Genomic DNA, 17,193 nt, shown 5'->3' on the forward strand with positions numbered 1-17,193 from the left:
CGGATGAGGATCCGACTGCCCCTGACACCCGCTTGGTGTCACTCTTGACGATAATTAGCCCGGGTCGCAAAAGGCCAATTTTCGTCAAGAATCTGCTTCGGCAATATGGGAAAGCATGGCGTGGTCCAATATCCGGACCTTTCCGCTTTCCACTGCCACAATCTCGCTTTCCGACCATGAGGACAGTTGCCGATTGATATGTTCGCGCGACATGCCGGCAAAATTGCCGAGTTCGCTTTGACTCAGGTCCAGCTTCAGACGCCCCTCGTCTGCGCCGACCACCGATAATCTCAACAGATAGCGCGCCAGTCGCGGTCCCGATGTATAGGCCCGATCGCCTTCGATCATGCTGTTGGCCATCCGGATGCGCTTGGCCATGACCTTTAGCAAGCGCAAAGCCATATTCTTGTGCTTTGCCAGAATGTCTTCAAACGCTTCCCGCGTTATCGAGAGTGCTGATGTCGGCTCGATGGCAGTCACGCTGGCTGTCCGCTCGCCGCCGTCCAGCAGCGCGATTTCACCCAGAACCTGTCCGGCTTCCGCATAGTCTAGAACAACTTCATAACCATTGCTGGCGATCATGCTGGTGCGCGCATTGCCTGACAATAATATCAGCAGCGAGTTTCCAGGATCACCTTGCATGATCAGTTCGTCCCCTTTTTTATATTGCATGAAATGCCCGCGCAATATCAAGTCTGCCAGTTCAGCGTCGTCGCAGTCGGCAAACAGGCTGTGCTCAGCCAAAATATCTGCCAGTTCTTCGACTTTCACTGCACCCGTCCTCCGGCCTTCTATCGAAGCTTTTCAACTAGCTTCCGTTCGCCGTATGCGTGTGACAATAGTCACATCCTGTAAAATATATTGGACAGATTCGACATGTAGCGAATTCTGGCCAGAACAACTCGGTTTTCGTGCCTAGACAAGCCTGCTTTGTTGCAGGGCCGCGGCTATGAAAGAAGCAAAAAGCGGGTGCGGGTCAAAAGGCTTGCTCTTGAGTTCCGGATGGAACTGGACGCCGACGAACCAGATGTGATCCGGCCGTTCAACGGTTTCGGGAAGCTCGCCGTCAGGTGACATGCCCGAGAACATCAGGCCGGTTTTCTCCAGCCGCTCGACATAGCCCTTGTTCACCTCATAGCGATGGCGATGGCGTTCGCTGATTTCGCGGCTGCCATAAATCTCGCTGATCTTCGAACCCTGCTGCAGCACCGCATCATAGGCGCCCAGCCGCATCGTACCGCCCAGGTCGCCGCCGGCCTCGCGCTTCTGCAGACCTTCTTCGGTCATCCATTCGGTGATCAGGCCGACAACCGGCTCATCGGTTTCACCAAATTCGGTCGTCGACGCGCCCTCGATGCCGGCCATATTGCGGGCCGCTTCGACACAGGCCATTTGCATGCCCAGACAGATGCCGAAAAACGGAATATCATTTTCGCGGGCGAATTTGACCGAGCCGATCTTGCCCTCGCTGCCACGCTCGCCGAAACCGCCGGGCACCAGAATCGCGTGCAGCGGCTCCAGTTTAGCGGCCAGATCCTCTTCATTCTCGAACAGTTCCGCATCGAGCCAGCGGACCTGTACCTTGACACGGTTGGCAAGACCGCCGTGAAACAGCGCTTCCTGCAGCGACTTGTAAGCATCCTGCAGACCGACATATTTGCCGACCACGCCGACGATGACTTCGCCTTCCGGATGTTCGATCCGTTCCATGACATCATACCAGCGGGACAGGTCGGGCTCGGGAGCATCATCGATCGAAAAGGCGCGCAGTACCTCCCGATCCAGGCCTTCCTGATGATATTGGAGCGGCACATTATAGATATTGCTCGCGTCCAGCGCCGGGATCACCGATTCCTTGCGGACGTTGCAGAACTGGGCGATCTTGGCCCGTTCGGTATCGGGTAGCGGATGTTCGCAGCGGCAGAGCAATATGTCCGGCTGGATGCCCAGCGAGGTCAATTCCCTGACGCTGTGCTGGGTCGGTTTTGTTTTCAGCTCGCCAGCAGCGGCAATATAGGGGACCAGCGTGACATGCACGGAAATCGCATTGTCCCGACCGACCTTGTTGCGCAGCTGCCGAATCGCTTCGATGAAAGGCAGGCTCTCGATATCGCCAACCGTTCCGCCAATTTCGCAGAGAACGAAATCAATGCCGTCCAGCTTGTCTTCGGCAAAAGCCTGGATCGCGTCGGTAACGTGCGGAATAACCTGCACCGTGGCACCGAGATAGTCGCCGCGGCGCTCCTTGGTGATGATCGACTGATAGATTCGGCCAGAGGTGACATTGTCCGATTGCAGCGACGGAACGCCGGTGAAGCGCTCGTAATGGCCAAGATCGAGATCCGTCTCCGCACCATCGTCGGTGACATAGACTTCGCCGTGCTGATAGGGCGACATCGTGCCCGGATCAACGTTGAGATAGGGGTCAAGTTTCCGGATTCGCACGGAATATCCGCGAGCCTGCAACAGAGCACCGAGGCTCGCCGCCATCAGACCTTTGCCAAGAGAGGAAACCACACCGCCGGTAATGAAAATATATCGCGCCATGGGAGGAGAGGCTTAAGGCGTAAATGGCACATATGGCAATCCCGCGAATCCGGAAAAGCGAAATAAATATTATTTGGAGGCGGTCATTGTCCGCTCAACAAGCAGCGGACGACTCAGCGCGCACGGACGCTGGTCGGGCTGTTGCGGGGATCGGGGACGGACGAAGGTGTCCGAAAGGCTTACTGGTCGAGTGGAATGGAACCGTTCGAGCCGGTCGCCGGCGCTTCTTCCTCTGCTGCTGCAGCGGCCGCGGCGGCCAGCGGATCATCGCCGACCAGTGGCACATCGTCAGCCGGAGCGGAGACCGGTGCCGTATCGCGTTGCAGGCTCTGGTCGATCGTTTCGACCTTGCCTTCCGCAGCGGCCAGAACCGCCAGCGTGATCGACAGGGCAACAAACAGGACCGCCAGAATCGATGTCGTCCGGGTGAGCAAATCCGCCGCACCGCGCGCCGACATCATGCCGGACGGCGAGCCGCCGACACCCAGTCCACCGCCTTCGGATTTCTGCATCAATATGACACCCACCAGCATGGCGGCGACAATGGCTTGAAGGACGGTGAGAAAAAGAAACATGGATTTTCCGAACTAAATATAGCGAGCATGCGCTCCGACGTGCAGCGCACATAGCGATTGCCCCGTCGGAGTTCAAGCGATGATGCACTTCACTTATACGGGTGGTCTTGTCTGCCTTCTGACCAGACAAGACCGGGATCCCGGGTCGCCGGTCAAAATAGGCCCCGCACGAGCAATCGAATTTCAGGCAGCCCGTTCAGGCCGCAGCGGCCGCCTCGATAATCGGTCCGAATTTCGCTGCCGTCAGGCTGGCGCCACCGACCAGTCCGCCATCGACATTGGGTACTGCCAGCAATTCCGCTGCATTGCTGCCATTCATCGAACCGCCGTAGAGAATACGCACATCGTCGCTGCCCTGCCCCATCAATTCTCCAAGCTTCGCGCGGATTGCGGCGTGCATTTCCTCGACATCGCTGGCGGCGGGGACGCGGCCGGTGCCGATTGCCCATACCGGTTCATAGGCGATCGTCAGCCAGTCGGCGCTGGCCCCGGCGGGAAAGGATCGGGCGAGCTGGATGGTGACGATTTCAATCGCCTGGCCGGCATCGCGTTCCTCTTCGGTCTCGCCGACGCAGATAATCGCTCCCATGTCGGCCGCATGGACAGCTTCGGCCTTGGCTTTCACCTCGGCATCGCCCTCCTGCTGGTCCGCGCGGCGCTCGCTGTGGCCGAGAATCGAATAGGTTGCGCCCGCTTCCTTGAGCATTGCGGCGGACAGGCATCCGGTGTGTGCGCCGCTTTCGGCAAAATGACAATCCTGCGCACCGATGGCGAAGCCGGGATTGGCCTCGGCCGCTGCGGCGATCAGTGTGGCAGGAGGGCAGATTCCGACATCGGCGCCTTCATTATTGGCGGCAATCGCGGCGATCGCCGCTATATCCGAAAGCTGCGCGCGCAGCCCGTTCATTTTCCAGTTGCCGACAATATATTTGCGGTTTGCCATGATGCCCTCAGCCTTTTCCGTTTTTCCAATCTGCGCCCGCTAACAAATATCGTCCCGCTTGCCAATTTCCTTCCGCAGTCTTTTGCTTGAACCACAAAGCCAAGCCGCCTAAAGCAAGCCCAAATCCACCTCGCGCAATGGAACATTTCCTTCATGATCAGTTTTTTCCGCCGTATTTTTTCCTCGAAACTGGGCCTTTTTCTGACCTTCTGTTTCGTCGGTTTGATCGCCATTGCCTTTGCCACGGCCGACGTGTCGAGCAGCGGCACTTTCGGCGGAGTGACCGGATCGGGTACGGCTGCCAAGATTGGCGACAGCAAATTGACCAGCGCGGAGCTCAACCAGTCGGTCAACAACGCTTTTCGCGGTGAACAGCGTCAGAATACCGGGCTGGATCTCAAGACCTTCATCAATGGCGGCGGCTTTGACGAGGTTCTCGAACAGCTGATCAACAGTTTCGCCATTGCCGACTTCGGTGCCAAATACGGCATGGCCGCCGGCAAGCGGCTGGTCGACGGGGAAATTGCCAGTATCCCGACTTTCCAGGGCGCCGATGGCCAGTTCAGCGAAGAAAATTTCCGTCGCGCGCTACAGCAGCAGGGCATCAACGAGACGCAGCTGCGCGACAACTTCACTCGCAATCTGATGGCCAACCAGCTGGTGACGGCCGCCGGTTTCGGAGCGGCCGTGCCGGAGAAACTGGTCACGCCTTATGCCTCTCTGCTGCTGGAATCGCGGGAGGGGCAGATTGCAACCGTACCTTCGGTCGCTTTCATCGATGACATCAAACCGGCAAAAGCCGCTATCGAAGCCTTTTATGCCAAGAATGCCTCACGCTATACGATCCCCGAACGGCGGACGATCCGTTATGCGCTGTTCGAAAAATCGCGCTTCAATGACAAGATCAAGCCCAGCGAAAAGGAAATTGCCGGCTATTACAAGCTGAACAATACCCGCTATTCGGCTAGCGAGACCCGCAATTTCAACCAGGTCATCCTGCCGACCGAGGCCGCCGCCAAGGCGCTGGCCGACAAGATCAAGGCCGGCACCTCGATCGACCAGGCGGCCCAGTCGGTCGGGTTATCGGCTTCTGCCGTGGGACCGGTCAACAAGGCCGACTTTGCCAACAGCGCATCGCAAGCCGTGGCCAATGCCGCCTTTTCCGCCCGTTCGGGCGCGATAGCCGGACCGGCGCAAAGCGCGCTCGGCTGGCACATCGTCAAGGTCCAGGACGTCAAGCAGATCCCGGCCCGTTCGCTGGAACAGGTCCGCGCAGAGATTGTCGCCGAACTGACCCGCGAAAAGATCGAGGAAGCGATCGCCGAGCTGACTGTCCGTCTGGAAGACGAATTTGCCGATGGCGCGACGCTGGGTGACATCGCCAAGGCCGAAGAGCTAAAAATCGAGTCCACCCCTCCGCTTCTCGCCAATGGCCAGAACCCCAATGACCGGAATTACAAACCCATCCCCGAAATGCAGCGGATATTGCCGATTGCCTTTGCAGTGGATGAGGATAGCGATCCGCAGATCGTCGAGATCGTTCCCGGCGAGAAATATGCCGCGATCGATGTCTCGGAAATCACCGAATCCGCGCCGCCACCGCTGGCGCAGATCGAGCAGCTGGTGACCCGCGACTATATGCTGGACCAAGGATCGAAAAAGGCAAAAACGGTCGCCGACAAGATCGCCAAGGCGGTCAGCAGCGGGACGCCTCTGTCCAAGGCTGTTGCCGATGCCGGGGTAAAATTGCCCAATGTCCAGAAGATCAGCGCCACCCGGGCCGAACTCGCGCGGCAGAGCCAGCAGGGACAGGTCCCCGCGCCGCTCAGCCTGATGTTCAGCATGGCGCAGGGCACTGCCAAATCCCTGGCCGCACCGCGCGACCAGGGATGGTATGTGGTCGTGCTCGACAAGCTCAATCGCGGCGATGCGTCGAAGCGGGAAGATTTGCTGAACGCGACAAAGACCCAGTTCAAACAGGTATTCGGCACCGAATATACATCGCAGTTCATCAACGCGATGAAGGCGGATGTCGGCGTCGAGCGCAACGAGGATACGCTGACCGCGCTGAAACAACAGCTGCTCGGCGGGAACTGATCCCAATATGGCGGGCAGTTTCGGAATAGAAGCGGCGCGCGCGGCACTGGACAGCGGCAAGCCGGCGCTGATCTGGCGGCGGCAGGTTGCCGACACCGAAACACCGGTATCCGCTGCGCTGAAGCTGATGGAAGATGGCCGCGGTGACTATCTGCTCGAATCGGTTGAAGGCGGCGAGACCCGGGGACGGCACAGCATGATCGGCCTCGCGCCAGATCTGGTGTTCCGTGCCGATGGCGAGAAAGCCGCGATCAACCCGATATGGCTGCAGGACCGCGACGCCTTTGCCCCGGAAAGCGGCGACAGCCTTTCCGCCTTGCGCAATCTGGTCAAGGCCTGCCAGATGGACGTGCCGGAAGAATTGCCCCGCGCCCTCGCCTGTCTGGTCGGCTATTTCGGCTATGAGACCATCGGGTTGGTCGAGAAGCTGCCGCGTGCCCCGCAGTCCGAGCTGGACCTGCCCGACATGCTGTTCGTCCGGCCGACGGTGATCCTGATCTTCGACCGGCTGGCCGATGAACTGTTTCTGGTGGCGCCCGTTTGGCCCGAGACCGCTGGCGATAGCGAAGCCAAGATCGCTTCGGCGGAAGAACGACTGGACGAAGCGCAGCGCGGGCTGTCTGCCCCCGTTCGTCCCGAGCTTGTCGCAGGACGGTTGCCGCACACCGAACTGACCGGCTCGAACGATGCCGGACCGAGCGAACCGGAGTTCACGCCCCGGGTCTCGCCCGAGAAATATGGCGAGATGGTGCTGCGCGCCAAGGACTATATCGAGGCCGGGGACATCTTCCAGGTGGTGCTGGCCCAACGCTTCACCACGCCCTTCACCCTGCCGCCGATCGAACTCTATCGCGCCCTGCGCCGGATCAACCCTTCACCGTTCCTGTTCTTCCTCGACCTGCCCGGCTTTGCGCTCACCGGTTCGAGCCCGGAAATCCTCGTCCGCGCGCGCGACGGCGAAGTCACCATCCGGCCGATCGCCGGCACCCGGCCGCGCGGCAAGAATGCCGCCGAGGACAAAGCGAACAGGGACAGCCTGCTTGCCGACCCCAAGGAACGGGCCGAGCATCTGATGCTACTTGATCTCGGCCGCAACGATGTCGGCCGGGTGGCGAGCGCGCACAGCGTCGAGGTCACCGACAGCTATACGGTCGAATTTTACAGCCATGTCATGCATATCGTCTCCAACGTCATCGGAGAACTGGCACCGGACAAAGACGCACTCGACGCCCTGTTCGCGGGCTTCCCCGCCGGCACGGTCAGCGGCGCGCCGAAAGTCCGCGCCTGCCAGATCATCGCCGAACTCGAACCGGAAACCCGCGGCGCCTATGCCGGCGGCGTCGGCTATTTCTCTCCGGATGGCAGCATGGACAGTTGCATCGTTCTGCGCACGGGTATCGTGAAGGATGGCACGCTGCACGTGCAGGCCGGCGCAGGCATCGTAGCGGACAGCGATCCGGCCTATGAACTGGCCGAATGTCGCGCCAAGGCGGGTGCGTTGCTGGCGGCCGCGAAAGAAGCGGTGAAGCGGGCTCAGGATATCGGGTTCGGTCAGTAATCCCCGAGCATAGCCCTCGACAGAAGGTCGGATTTTGCAGCAAACGACACGCTAAACCTTCCTCGCACGTCCTGTCGCACCTTTATTGATTGGGCCTTGTTTTTCGATTATTATGGTGACTTGGAGTCGCTCCGGAAGGAGATTTGCCCGTGAATAGCTTCACCACCATCGACGGTACCAATATTTTCTACAAGGACTGGGGCCCCAGAGATGCCCAGCCCATCCTTTTTCACCATGGCTGGCCACTGAGTGCGGACGACTGGGACAACCAGATGCTGTTCTTCCTCGGGCAGGGTTACCGCGTGATTGCCCACGACCGCCGGGGTCACGGGCGTTCGGATCAAACGGACACGGGCAACGAAATGGACACCTATGCGACCGATGTTGCCGCGCTTGTGCGCCAGCTTGATCTGAAGAACGCCGTCCATATCGGTCACTCGACGGGGGGCGGAGAAGTTGCCCGATATGTCGCGCGGTCGGAGCCCGGGCGCGTCGCCAAAGCGGCCCTCCTCGGCGCAGTACCGCCGATAATGCTGAAGACCGCAAACAACCCTGACGGCCTTCCGATGGACGTTTTTGACGGTTTCCGCTCCGCTCTGGCTGCCAATCGCGCGCAATTCTATCTCGACGTCCCCTCCGGCCCCTTCTACGGCTTCAATCGCCCCGATGCGGTAATCAGCCAGGGCCTGATCCAGAACTGGTGGCGCCAGGGGATGGCAGGTGGTGCCAAGGCCCATTATGATTGCATCGCCGCCTTCTCCGAAACAGATTTTACCGAGGATTTGCAAGCGATTGAGGTGCCAACCCTGGTACTTCATGGCGAAGATGATCAGGTCGTGCCGATCGCCAATTCGGCGCACAAGGCGATCCGGTTGCTGAAAAACGGCGAAATGAAAACCTATAAAGGCCTGTCCCACGGTTTTTTCGCCACGCACCCCGATCCGATCAACGCGGATTTGCTGGCTTTCATCAAAAGCTGATCGCGGAATAATTCCTGCGTTGCTCCGCTAGCGCGACGGCGGCGAAAGAGGCGGTGAAGCGGGCGCAGGATGTGGGCTTAGGTCAATGAGCTTAAAAGTTCGCTGTGGTCGCAGAAGGGCTTCGCGTGCAGTTTCTGCCCGTCGGCTTCCGCCCCAGGCGTGAACGTTCCGGGAAAAATCATGAATGTCTGGAAGCCGATTTTCGGCAGTCCGGGCACTAGGCATTTCTCGATGCCAAATTGACTTTGATCTGAGAATGAATAAAAACGCGAGACGAAGCAAGAAGCCGATCCCCCTATATCCGGTGGACATGGCTGAGCGCCACGCAGTTTAGAGGGTTATGAAAATGCAAAAAAACAACATTAAAGCAAGGCAAGATTCACAAAAGAAACGAAAATATGAAAAGCCAATATTGATAGGGTTGCACGCAACCAACGACACGGCGGCAAAAACCTTCCCGAGCCCTATAGAAACTGCAGCTCAGTTCGACACAGGCCCCAGTTGAACGGCCCCGGCCATAACGCAAAAAGACGGGCGCAGGATGTCGGTTTCGGGTAGTGAGATTAGACTTAACCAATGGCTATTTCTCGAAGCGGATCACCACCGCAGGCATTGCGCTTCAATCACAATGGCCCCCTCAAGTAGGGGCGTGATTTCACCCTGCTCACTGCACCGGGGAAGCCGAAACTGGATATCCGGCAAGGTCATCCTGACATAGCGGTCGGGAAGTTCCGGAAATTTTAGGCGACTAAAGCGAATGGCTGATTTGATGGCGGCACTGTCAATATCTTCAAAACCGCTCGTCTTCATTACGAATGCTTCCAGAGCTCTACGACTGGGCGATACCAAAAGGTCGACAGATACAACGCCCTCCCTGCGTTCACGCAATGCCGGAACTGGATATCTGTGGCTATACTCGAGCGCCTTCTGCAATATTTGCAAACCTTCGGCCTTATTTGTCTGAACCACGCCTCCTGTTCGACGAATATCTTTCTCCAAGACTGCTCTAGCCCCCGCCTTGTGAGCGAGGACCAATTTCGCAAGAATGAGCTGAGCCGCCTCTTTTTCCTCCCGGTTTCGACTTTCCAATTTTTGATCTACCCAGTCCAATAGCGGGTCAGCAGCCGTATCCATATGCATGCGTGTCAACATTTCCAATTTTCGGGCCGCATCGATCGAAATCATGTGACTCTCATCCCTCAAATTCTTGCGATAATAGGGGATTATCAAATCGCGAACATTTGAAGCGAATGGCTGTTTCGAAATTTCAAATAATGCGCTCGCGGTGTCATCGCGAATCGTTGCGTCGGAACTCTGCAATCTTGATGCAACGATGGGCAGGAGCATCGAGACGGCCTCGGGTAACCTCGCTGCCCCCCAAAGCAAAGCCTCGGCCCTATCCATGTCTCTGGCAACCAATTGTCCGTCAATCAGCAGTTTTGCAGCTTTCACTTTATAACTGAGATGGCCCCGCTTCACAGCTCGCTGAATTGCACCGCCCGGGTCGAAGCGCGGTGACAATGGGTCGAAAAGCGCATCAAGGATATGATGATGATTATTCAAATATTGTCGATTATCTTGCGAAAGAAGATAGGCCCAAATATCATTTCTGGCGATAAAGTCGCGTCGCTCCTGCTCGGTCTGGAAAATTTGCAATCCGCCAACATGGCCTGTCCGTATCCACAGGATTCGCTCGAGTTCAAGGATTCTCCGATCAGAATCGGGTCGCCGCGCGGCCTTGTGAATTTGAACAAGCTGCTTAAGAAAATAGACATTTTCGGTCGCCAGTGGATTTTCTCCAACGATCCGGCCCATGATACGCAAGGCCAGCTCAGGCGTTTTGCGGCAACCGTGGCGACCTTCCGATAGATAGCGGGACAAATCAGACAACTTATTGTCGGAAATGCCGAGATCATTAAAAATCCTGTCCAAATTCTTGCGGCGAGACCAAGCTCTGCGACACCTGGGTGCCCACTCCCGCCGTAATTTGAGATCACGCTCTTTTGCCTCGTCGGGCGATAGGATTTTTATGACGTGAAGCGGCGTGGTTGCGCCAGATGATGCAACCGGAACCAATGCACATGTCGTCAAAATCAATAGTAAAACCAGGGTTCCTACCCTCAAACCATTCATTCTCCTCACAAGAAACATCCGCCCTCTCCCTCACTCCAGCATCTTCGGCGCTTCCTTCATCAGCTTCGCCTTGATCTTGTTGGCGAACATCGCCAGCATCGGCGGCAGGTCGAGCACGACATAGACCTCGTCTTCGCGAACATGCATGTCGCTGACGATGCGCTGGCCGATGGCTTCGAGGGTGAAGTGGAGATGGTCGCCCTCCCAGTGATGGTCGGTCAGGCTGGCGCCCGGGATGACATCGCTGAGCGTGTGGATGCCGCTGCCGATGCGGTTCCTGGCTTCGGCCAGACCCAGTTTGTGCGGAATGTTGACGGTGACGGGCTCGCCCATGAAATATTCTCCCTTTTCGGTGCTTTATCAGCACTCGGTCGCACGTCAAAGCTTGGCGAGAGCGGAATTTCCGATTAGGCAGCTTTGCATGATCCTCGTTATCGACAATTATGACAGCTTCACCTTCAATCTGGTCCATTATCTGATGGAACTGGGCGCGGAGGTGCGGGTGGAGCGCAATGACGCGCTGACCGCCAGCGAAGCGCTGGCCACCGGAGCGCAGGCCTTCCTGATTTCACCGGGTCCCTGCACCCCCAATGAAGCGGGCATATCGCTAGATCTGGTGGCGGCCTGCGCCGATGCCGAGAAACCGTTGCTCGGCGTGTGTCTCGGTCACCAGAGCATTGGCCAGCATTTCGGCGGCAAGGTCGTGCGCGGCGGGTTGATGCACGGCAAGACATCGCCGGTGACCCATGACGGCAGCGGCGTCTTTGCCGGCCTGCCCTCGCCTTATACCGCGACCCGCTATCACTCGCTGATCGTCGAGGATATTCCGGGCAGCCTGCCGGTCAACGCCACCGCCGACGATGGTTCGGTCATGGGTTTCCGCCACGAAAGCCTGCCGATCCACGGCGTGCAATTCCACCCCGAGAGCATCGCCACCGAACATGGTCATCAATTGCTGGCCAATTTCATGGCGATCGCGGGGATCGAAGCGAAGGAAGCGGCATGACCTTACCCGATCCGGCCAGCGTCCTGTCCGCAGCATCGGCCCGCGAAGCCTTTTCCGCGATATTGGGCGGATCCTGTTCCGCCGAAGAGATCACGAAATTTCTGGTCGATCTTGCCGACCGGGGCGAGACAGCCACCGAGATCGCAGCAGCAGCCACCGAAATGCGCGCCCGGATGATCGGGGTTGATGCGCCAGACAATGCGATTGATGTTTGCGGCACCGGCGGCGACGGCAGCCATAGTTTGAATATCAGCACCGCCACCGCATTGGTGGTGGCTGCCTGCGAGATTCCGATGGCAAAGCACGGCAACCGCGCCGCATCGAGCAAATCGGGTGCGGCGGATACGCTGGAGGCGCTCGGTCTCGATCTGGCGAAAGCGGCGACCAATGGCGAGCAGAGCCTGCGCGACATCGGCATCGCCTTTTTCTTTGCGCCCAACCATCATCCCGCGCTCGGCCCGCTGGGACCGATCCGCAAGGCCATCGGTCGCCGGACGATCTTCAATCTGCTCGGTCCCCTGTGCAATCCCGCGAAGGTCAAACGCCAGCTGATCGGCGTGGCCTCTCCCGATCTGGTCGAGACTTATGCCGAAGCGGCGCTGCAACTGGGCTATGACAAGGCGATGATCGTCTCCGGCGAAGAAGGGCTCGACGAGCTCAGCATTTCCGGTCCCAGCCGCGTCGCCGTCATCAGCGATGGCACCGTCACGATCAACCGGATCACGCCGGAAGATGCCGGCCTGACCCGCCATCCGGCGGAAGCGATAAAGGGCGGCGAAGCCGAATATAATGCCGCTGCGCTCAAGGCATTGCTGCAGGGCGAAAAATCGGCCTATCGCGATGCCGTATTGCTCAACAGCGCCGCCGCGCTGATGGTCGCGGGCGAAGTCGACAGCTGGGAAGAAGGTGTCGAGGAAGCCGCCGAGGCGCTCGACAAGGGCCTTGCCAACGCCATGCTCAACTGCTGGATCGCCAATCAATGAACAAGCTTGAAGAGATCTGCGCGACGACGCGGGAATATGTCCGGCAACGGAAGGCTGATGTCCCGGCTTCGAAGCTGAGCGATGAAATCGCTCGTCAGAGCGCACCGCGAGGCTTTGCTGCAGCGATCCGGGCAAAATCGACCGACGGCTTTGCCCTTATCGCAGAAATCAAGAAAGCCAGCCCGTCCAAGGGTCTGATTCGCGAGGATTTCGATCCGCCTGCCCATGCCCGCGCCTATCAGGCCGGCGGAGCAGCCTGTCTGTCGGTATTGACGGACCAGCCCTATTTTCAGGGCGCGGACGAATATCTGGTGGCCGCCCGCGCTGCGGTCGACCTGCCCTGCCTGCGCAAGGATTTCATGGTCGATCCCTGGCAGGTCGCCGAATCGCGGGCACTGGGCGCGGATGCGATTCTCATCATCATAGCGGTGCTGGACGACGCTCTGGCTGCGGAGATCGAGGCGGAAGCGCTGGCGCTCGGTATGGACGCGCTGATCGAGGTGCATGACGAAGCGGAGCTGGAACGGGCGCTGAAGCTGCAATCGCCCCTGCTCGGTATCAACAACCGCAATTTGAAGACCTTCGAGACCAGCCTCGACCAGACCGAACGGCTGGCGAAACTGGTGCCCGACGACCGGATCATGGTGTCGGAAAGCGGCATTTTCACCCATGAAGACTGCCAGCGATTGTCCGGGTCCGGCGCCCGCGCCTTTTTGGTAGGTGAATCGCTGATGCGACAGGATAATGTGGAGGCTGCAACCCGCGAGCTTTTGACAGGAACCAAATGAGCAAATTGACCCATATCGACGGCGACGGCGCGGCCCATATGGTCAATGTGGGCGGCAAGACCGACACGGTCCGCGAGGCCCATGCCGAGGGTCGGATCACGATGAAACTGGAAGTCCTGGAAGCTATAAAAGCCAACGCCATGAAGAAGGGCGATGTACTGGCGACCGCGCGCATTGCCGGGATCATGGCGGCGAAAAAGACCAGCGACCTGATCCCCCTATGTCACCCGCTGGCGCTGACCAAAGTGGCGGTGGATTTCACCTTTCTCGATGATGGGATCAACGTGTCGTCCATGGCCCGTCTGACCGGCAAGACTGGTGTGGAAATGGAAGCTTTAACAGCCTGTTCGGTCGCACTCCTCACAGTCTATGACATGTCAAAGGCGATGCAGAAGGATATGGTGATCAGCGATATCCGCCTGCTCTCGAAAAGCGGCGGCAAGTCGGGAGGCTGGGTCGCGGAATGAGCAGCTTGCTGCCTCTCGACCAAGCCCAGCAGCGACTGATCGCGCTGGCCTCCCGCCTGCCCGCCGAAACGCTTTCCGTCCATAAAGCGCTCGGCCGCTATATCGCCGGAGACCTGATCGCCAGGCGCGAGCAGCCGGCCGCCGATATGTCGGCGATGGACGGCTATGCGATCCGCTTTGCAGACCGCGATGGCCCGTGGACATTGATCGGCGAATGCCCCGCTGGCAGCCCGCCCTGCCGCGCGCTGGAAGCCGGAGAGACCGCGCGGATATTCACCGGAGCCTTGCTACCCGAGGGTGCCGATACAGTGGTCATGCAGGAAAATGTTGAGGCCGACGACTTAACCATCCGCCTGACCGCAGAGCCATCTCCTGAAAAAGGCCGTCATGTCCGCCATCAGGGTGGCGATTTCGCGCAGGGCAGCATCGGCTTGCCCGCAGGCAGCCTGCTCAATGCGGCCGCGCTCGGCGAAGCGGTTATTGCCGGCTATGGCGAGCTATCGGTCGGCACACAGCCCCGCGTGGCGGTGGTTTCGACCGGCGACGAACTGGTCGCGCCGGGCAGCGCCACCCTGCCCCACCAGATACCCGCCAGCAATGACGTCATGCTGTCAGCCATGCTCTCCGGCCTGACCGCCGAAACCCGCAGCCTGAGCCGCGTTCCGGATGATATGGATATCTTGTGCCGGACGCTGGAAAGCGCAAAGGATTGCGATATCATCGTCACCATCGGCGGCGCATCGGTCGGCGATCATGATCTGGTCGGCCCCGCCTTCCGCAAGCTCGGCGCAGAAATAGACTTCTACAAGATCGCGATGAAACCGGGCAAGCCGGTGATGGCCGGAAAGCTCGGCAAGACAGTGATATTGGCGCTCCCCGGCAACCCCGCCTCCGCCTTTGTCGCGGCCACTTTGTTCCTGCTGCCGCTAATCCGCTTCATGGCCGGAGGCGCCCGCTACCTGCCCGCCTATCAAAGCGCCCCGACCAGCGAAACCCTCTCCGCCAACGGCCCCCGCGCGCAGTTTCTGCGGGCGAAGGTCGACCAGTCCGGGATTACGCCCTTCGGTAGCCAGGACAGCGCAAAACTGTCGGTGCTCGCTGCGTCCAATGCCTTGCTATTCCGCCCGGCCCAGGCGGATGCCGCGGATGTTGGCGCGATGGTGCCTTATATTCCTGTTTAGCCGGAACCCCGACCGGGCATCGGCCGGTGGATATATTATATAGCCGTTTCCCGCGCGCCTATCGCTAGCCCCCGGCGTTTCTGACCTTGGCAAATATGGTCTCGATCGCTTCGGGATTTTCGATCGTGTTGGGCATTACGACGTCCTGGCCGTTGGCGATCGCGCGCAACGACGAACGCAGGATCTTTCCGGATCGCGTCTTCGGCAAGGCGGTGACGACATGGATGGTCCGCACCGATGCAACGGCTCCTATTTCCGAGCGGACATGCGCGATACAGTTTGCCGCCAGCTCGCTTTCGTCCAGCTGCGCAGATGCGACAACAAAGGCGACCGGAATCATTCCCTTGAGTGGATCGTCGGCGCCGATCACGGCGCATTCGGAAACCCCCTCCACCTCGGCCAGCGCGCCTTCCATCTGGCCGGTCGACAGCCTGTGTCCGGCAACATTGATGATATCGTCGGTTCGGCCCATCACATGCATGAAACCATCGACATCGCAGAATCCCGCATCGCCGGTTTCATAATAGCCGGGATAGGATGAAAAGGCTTTCTGGAAGCCTTCCTCATTGCCCCAGAGGCTCTGGTAGCAACCCGGCGGCAAGGGGCATTTTATGACGATATTGCCGACATTCCCCTGGGCGACTTCCTCGCCATTTTCGTCCACAACATGAAACCGGTAGCCCGGCACCGGGAAACCGGCGCTGCCAGCCTTTCGCCGCACATCGCCCAGACCCAGGCTGGTCGCCAGCGCGGGCCACCCCAGTTCCGTCTGCCACCAGTGATCGATGACCGGTCGACCCAGGCGCTTTTCCAGCCATTTTATCGTATCCGGATCGGCGCGTTCACCGGCTAGAAACACCGCCCGGAGCGAGGGCAAGTTGCTTGCCGGATAGAGCGCGCCATCCTCGTCTTCCTTGCGAATGGCGCGGATGGCGGTTGGAGCGGTGAAAAATACCGAGACCCGGTTTCGCTCGATAACCCGCCAGAATTCCCCGGCATCCGGCGTGCCCACCGGCTTGCCCTCATAGAGGACCACGGTGGCACCCGCGAACAGCGGCGCGTAGACAATATAGCTGTGGCCGACCACCCAGCCGACGTCGGAAGCCGCCCAGAAACATTCGCCGGGCTTCAGGCCGTAAATATGGCGCATGCTCCATTCGAGCGCCACTGCATGTCCGCCATTGTCGCGCACCACCCCTTTCGGCGTTCCGGTGGTGCCCGATGTATAGAGGATATAGAGCGGGTCGGGGGACATCAGGGGAACGCATTCGGCGGGCTTGGCCTTGGCAAGCTCTTCCGACCAGTCCTGCGCCCAGCCATCGTCGAGGTCGGCACGCAGAGTCTCGCGCTGGAACAGCAGCACGGCCGGCACCGGGTGCCGGGCCTGCGCCAGACTCTCGACCACCAGCGGCTGGTAGGGAATGACTTTCTGGCCTTCTATTCCGCAGGATGCGGTGAGCAATAATCTGGGCTCCGCGTCATCGATCCGTTTCGCCAGTTCCGGCGGGGCAAAACCGCCGAACACGACCGAATGTATTGCCCCGATCCGCGCGCAGGCAAGCATGGCAAACAGGGTTTGCGGGATCATCGGCATGTAGATGATCACGCGGTCACCCTTCCCCACGCCTTGCGCCGCGATCATGCCGGCGGTCCTTGCGACCTCCGCCTGCAATTCGCGATAGGTAAATGTCTGCCGCCGTCCGGTAACCGGGCTTTCGTAGATGACCGCATTCTGGTCCGCCCTGCCCGCGTCGACATGGCGGTCCACGGCATTGTAGCAACTGTTCAGCTGGCCATCGGGAAACCAGCTGTTGCTGTCCTCGTCCCAGCCGATAGTCGGCGCTATAATCCAGTCGATTTCCGAAGAGGCTTCCAGCCAGAAACGATCCGGATCGGCGATAGTATCCGCTATGGACTTTTCATATTCATGCATCG

At 59.3% G+C, this 17,193-nt stretch carries 15 protein-coding genes; 8 read left to right on the top strand and 7 right to left on the bottom strand.

The window, feature by feature from the left end; all coding sequences use genetic code 11:
• Positions 1–84 precede the first annotated feature (84 nt).
• The 4 genes from CHN51_RS16705 to tpiA form a co-directional block, all read right to left on the bottom strand.
• Positions 85–771: a Crp/Fnr family transcriptional regulator gene (locus CHN51_RS16705; RefSeq protein ID WP_100095026.1), complete on the bottom strand. Its 687-nt coding sequence runs from the start codon at positions 769–771 to the stop codon at positions 85–87.
• 144 nt (positions 772–915) lie between these two features.
• A complete protein-coding gene (locus CHN51_RS16710) occupies positions 916–2,547 on the bottom strand; it encodes a CTP synthase (RefSeq protein WP_100095027.1) in 1,632 nt (543 codons plus the stop codon).
• A gap of 179 nt (positions 2,548–2,726) precedes the next feature.
• Entirely contained in the window at positions 2,727–3,122 is a 396-nt protein-coding gene (secG, locus tag CHN51_RS16715) for a preprotein translocase subunit SecG (RefSeq protein ID WP_100095028.1), read from the bottom strand.
• Positions 3,123–3,318: 196 nt separating this feature from the next.
• On the bottom strand, positions 3,319–4,065 hold the full coding sequence (tpiA, locus tag CHN51_RS16720) for a triose-phosphate isomerase (RefSeq protein ID WP_100095029.1): 747 nt from the start codon (positions 4,063–4,065) through the stop codon (positions 3,319–3,321).
• A 153-nt stretch (positions 4,066–4,218) separates the two neighbouring features.
• On the opposite strand from tpiA, the gene CHN51_RS16725 reads away from it, so the two are divergent.
• The 3 genes from CHN51_RS16725 to CHN51_RS16735 all read left to right on the top strand — a co-directional run bounded on the left by CHN51_RS16725 (position 4,219) and on the right by CHN51_RS16735 (position 8,700).
• Positions 4,219–6,162 (top strand): peptidylprolyl isomerase, encoded by a 1,944-nt coding sequence (locus tag CHN51_RS16725; RefSeq protein ID WP_100095030.1) that lies wholly within the window; start codon positions 4,219–4,221, stop codon positions 6,160–6,162.
• Between the two features lie 7 nt (positions 6,163–6,169).
• Complete coding sequence (gene trpE / locus CHN51_RS16730) at positions 6,170–7,720, top strand: anthranilate synthase component I (RefSeq protein WP_100095031.1); 1,551 nt, start codon at positions 6,170–6,172, stop codon at positions 7,718–7,720.
• Between the two features lie 149 nt (positions 7,721–7,869).
• A complete protein-coding gene (locus CHN51_RS16735; RefSeq protein WP_100095032.1) occupies positions 7,870–8,700 on the top strand; it encodes an alpha/beta hydrolase in 831 nt (276 codons plus the stop codon).
• 597 nt (positions 8,701–9,297) lie between these two features.
• On the opposite strand, the gene CHN51_RS16740 is transcribed toward CHN51_RS16735, so the two are convergent.
• Together CHN51_RS16740 and CHN51_RS16745 are read right to left on the bottom strand one after the other, a co-directional pair.
• Positions 9,298–10,851 (bottom strand): energy transducer TonB, encoded by a 1,554-nt coding sequence (locus tag CHN51_RS16740; RefSeq protein WP_100095033.1) that lies wholly within the window; start codon positions 10,849–10,851, stop codon positions 9,298–9,300.
• A gap of 12 nt (positions 10,852–10,863) precedes the next feature.
• Complete coding sequence (locus CHN51_RS16745; RefSeq protein ID WP_100095034.1) at positions 10,864–11,166, bottom strand: polyhydroxyalkanoic acid system family protein; 303 nt, start codon at positions 11,164–11,166, stop codon at positions 10,864–10,866.
• Between the two features lie 88 nt (positions 11,167–11,254).
• Between CHN51_RS16745 and CHN51_RS16750 the strand changes: the two genes are divergently transcribed.
• From CHN51_RS16750 to CHN51_RS16770, 5 genes are read left to right on the top strand one after another with little or no spacing between them, the layout of a single operon-like run.
• Positions 11,255–11,839, top strand: a complete 585-nt coding sequence (locus CHN51_RS16750) for an aminodeoxychorismate/anthranilate synthase component II (RefSeq protein ID WP_100095035.1) — start codon at positions 11,255–11,257, stop codon at positions 11,837–11,839.
• Positions 11,836–12,822, top strand: coding sequence for an anthranilate phosphoribosyltransferase (trpD, locus tag CHN51_RS16755; RefSeq protein WP_100095036.1), 987 nt, complete (start codon positions 11,836–11,838; stop codon positions 12,820–12,822). The genes CHN51_RS16750 and trpD overlap by 4 nt, the downstream gene beginning before the upstream one ends.
• Entirely contained in the window at positions 12,819–13,610 is a 792-nt protein-coding gene (gene trpC / locus CHN51_RS16760) for an indole-3-glycerol phosphate synthase TrpC (RefSeq protein WP_100095037.1), read from the top strand. The genes trpD and trpC overlap by 4 nt, the downstream gene beginning before the upstream one ends.
• Positions 13,607–14,077: a cyclic pyranopterin monophosphate synthase MoaC gene (gene moaC, locus CHN51_RS16765; protein WP_100095038.1), complete on the top strand. Its 471-nt coding sequence runs from the start codon at positions 13,607–13,609 to the stop codon at positions 14,075–14,077. Before trpC ends, moaC begins: the two co-directional genes overlap by 4 nt.
• Positions 14,074–15,258 carry a molybdopterin molybdotransferase MoeA gene (locus tag CHN51_RS16770; RefSeq protein ID WP_100095039.1) on the top strand — a complete coding sequence of 395 codons (1,185 nt, stop codon included), beginning with the start codon at positions 14,074–14,076 and terminating at the stop codon, positions 15,256–15,258. Before moaC ends, CHN51_RS16770 begins: the two co-directional genes overlap by 4 nt.
• Before the next feature lie 64 nt (positions 15,259–15,322).
• Here the strand turns inward: CHN51_RS16770 and CHN51_RS16775 are convergent, their stop codons facing one another.
• On the bottom strand, positions 15,323–17,191 hold the full coding sequence (locus CHN51_RS16775; RefSeq protein ID WP_100095040.1) for an AMP-binding protein: 1,869 nt from the start codon (positions 17,189–17,191) through the stop codon (positions 15,323–15,325).
• Positions 17,192–17,193 lie beyond the last annotated feature (2 nt).

The organism is Sphingorhabdus sp. YGSMI21, from assembly GCF_002776575.1.
Lineage (GTDB): Bacteria > Pseudomonadota > Alphaproteobacteria > Sphingomonadales > Sphingomonadaceae > Parasphingorhabdus.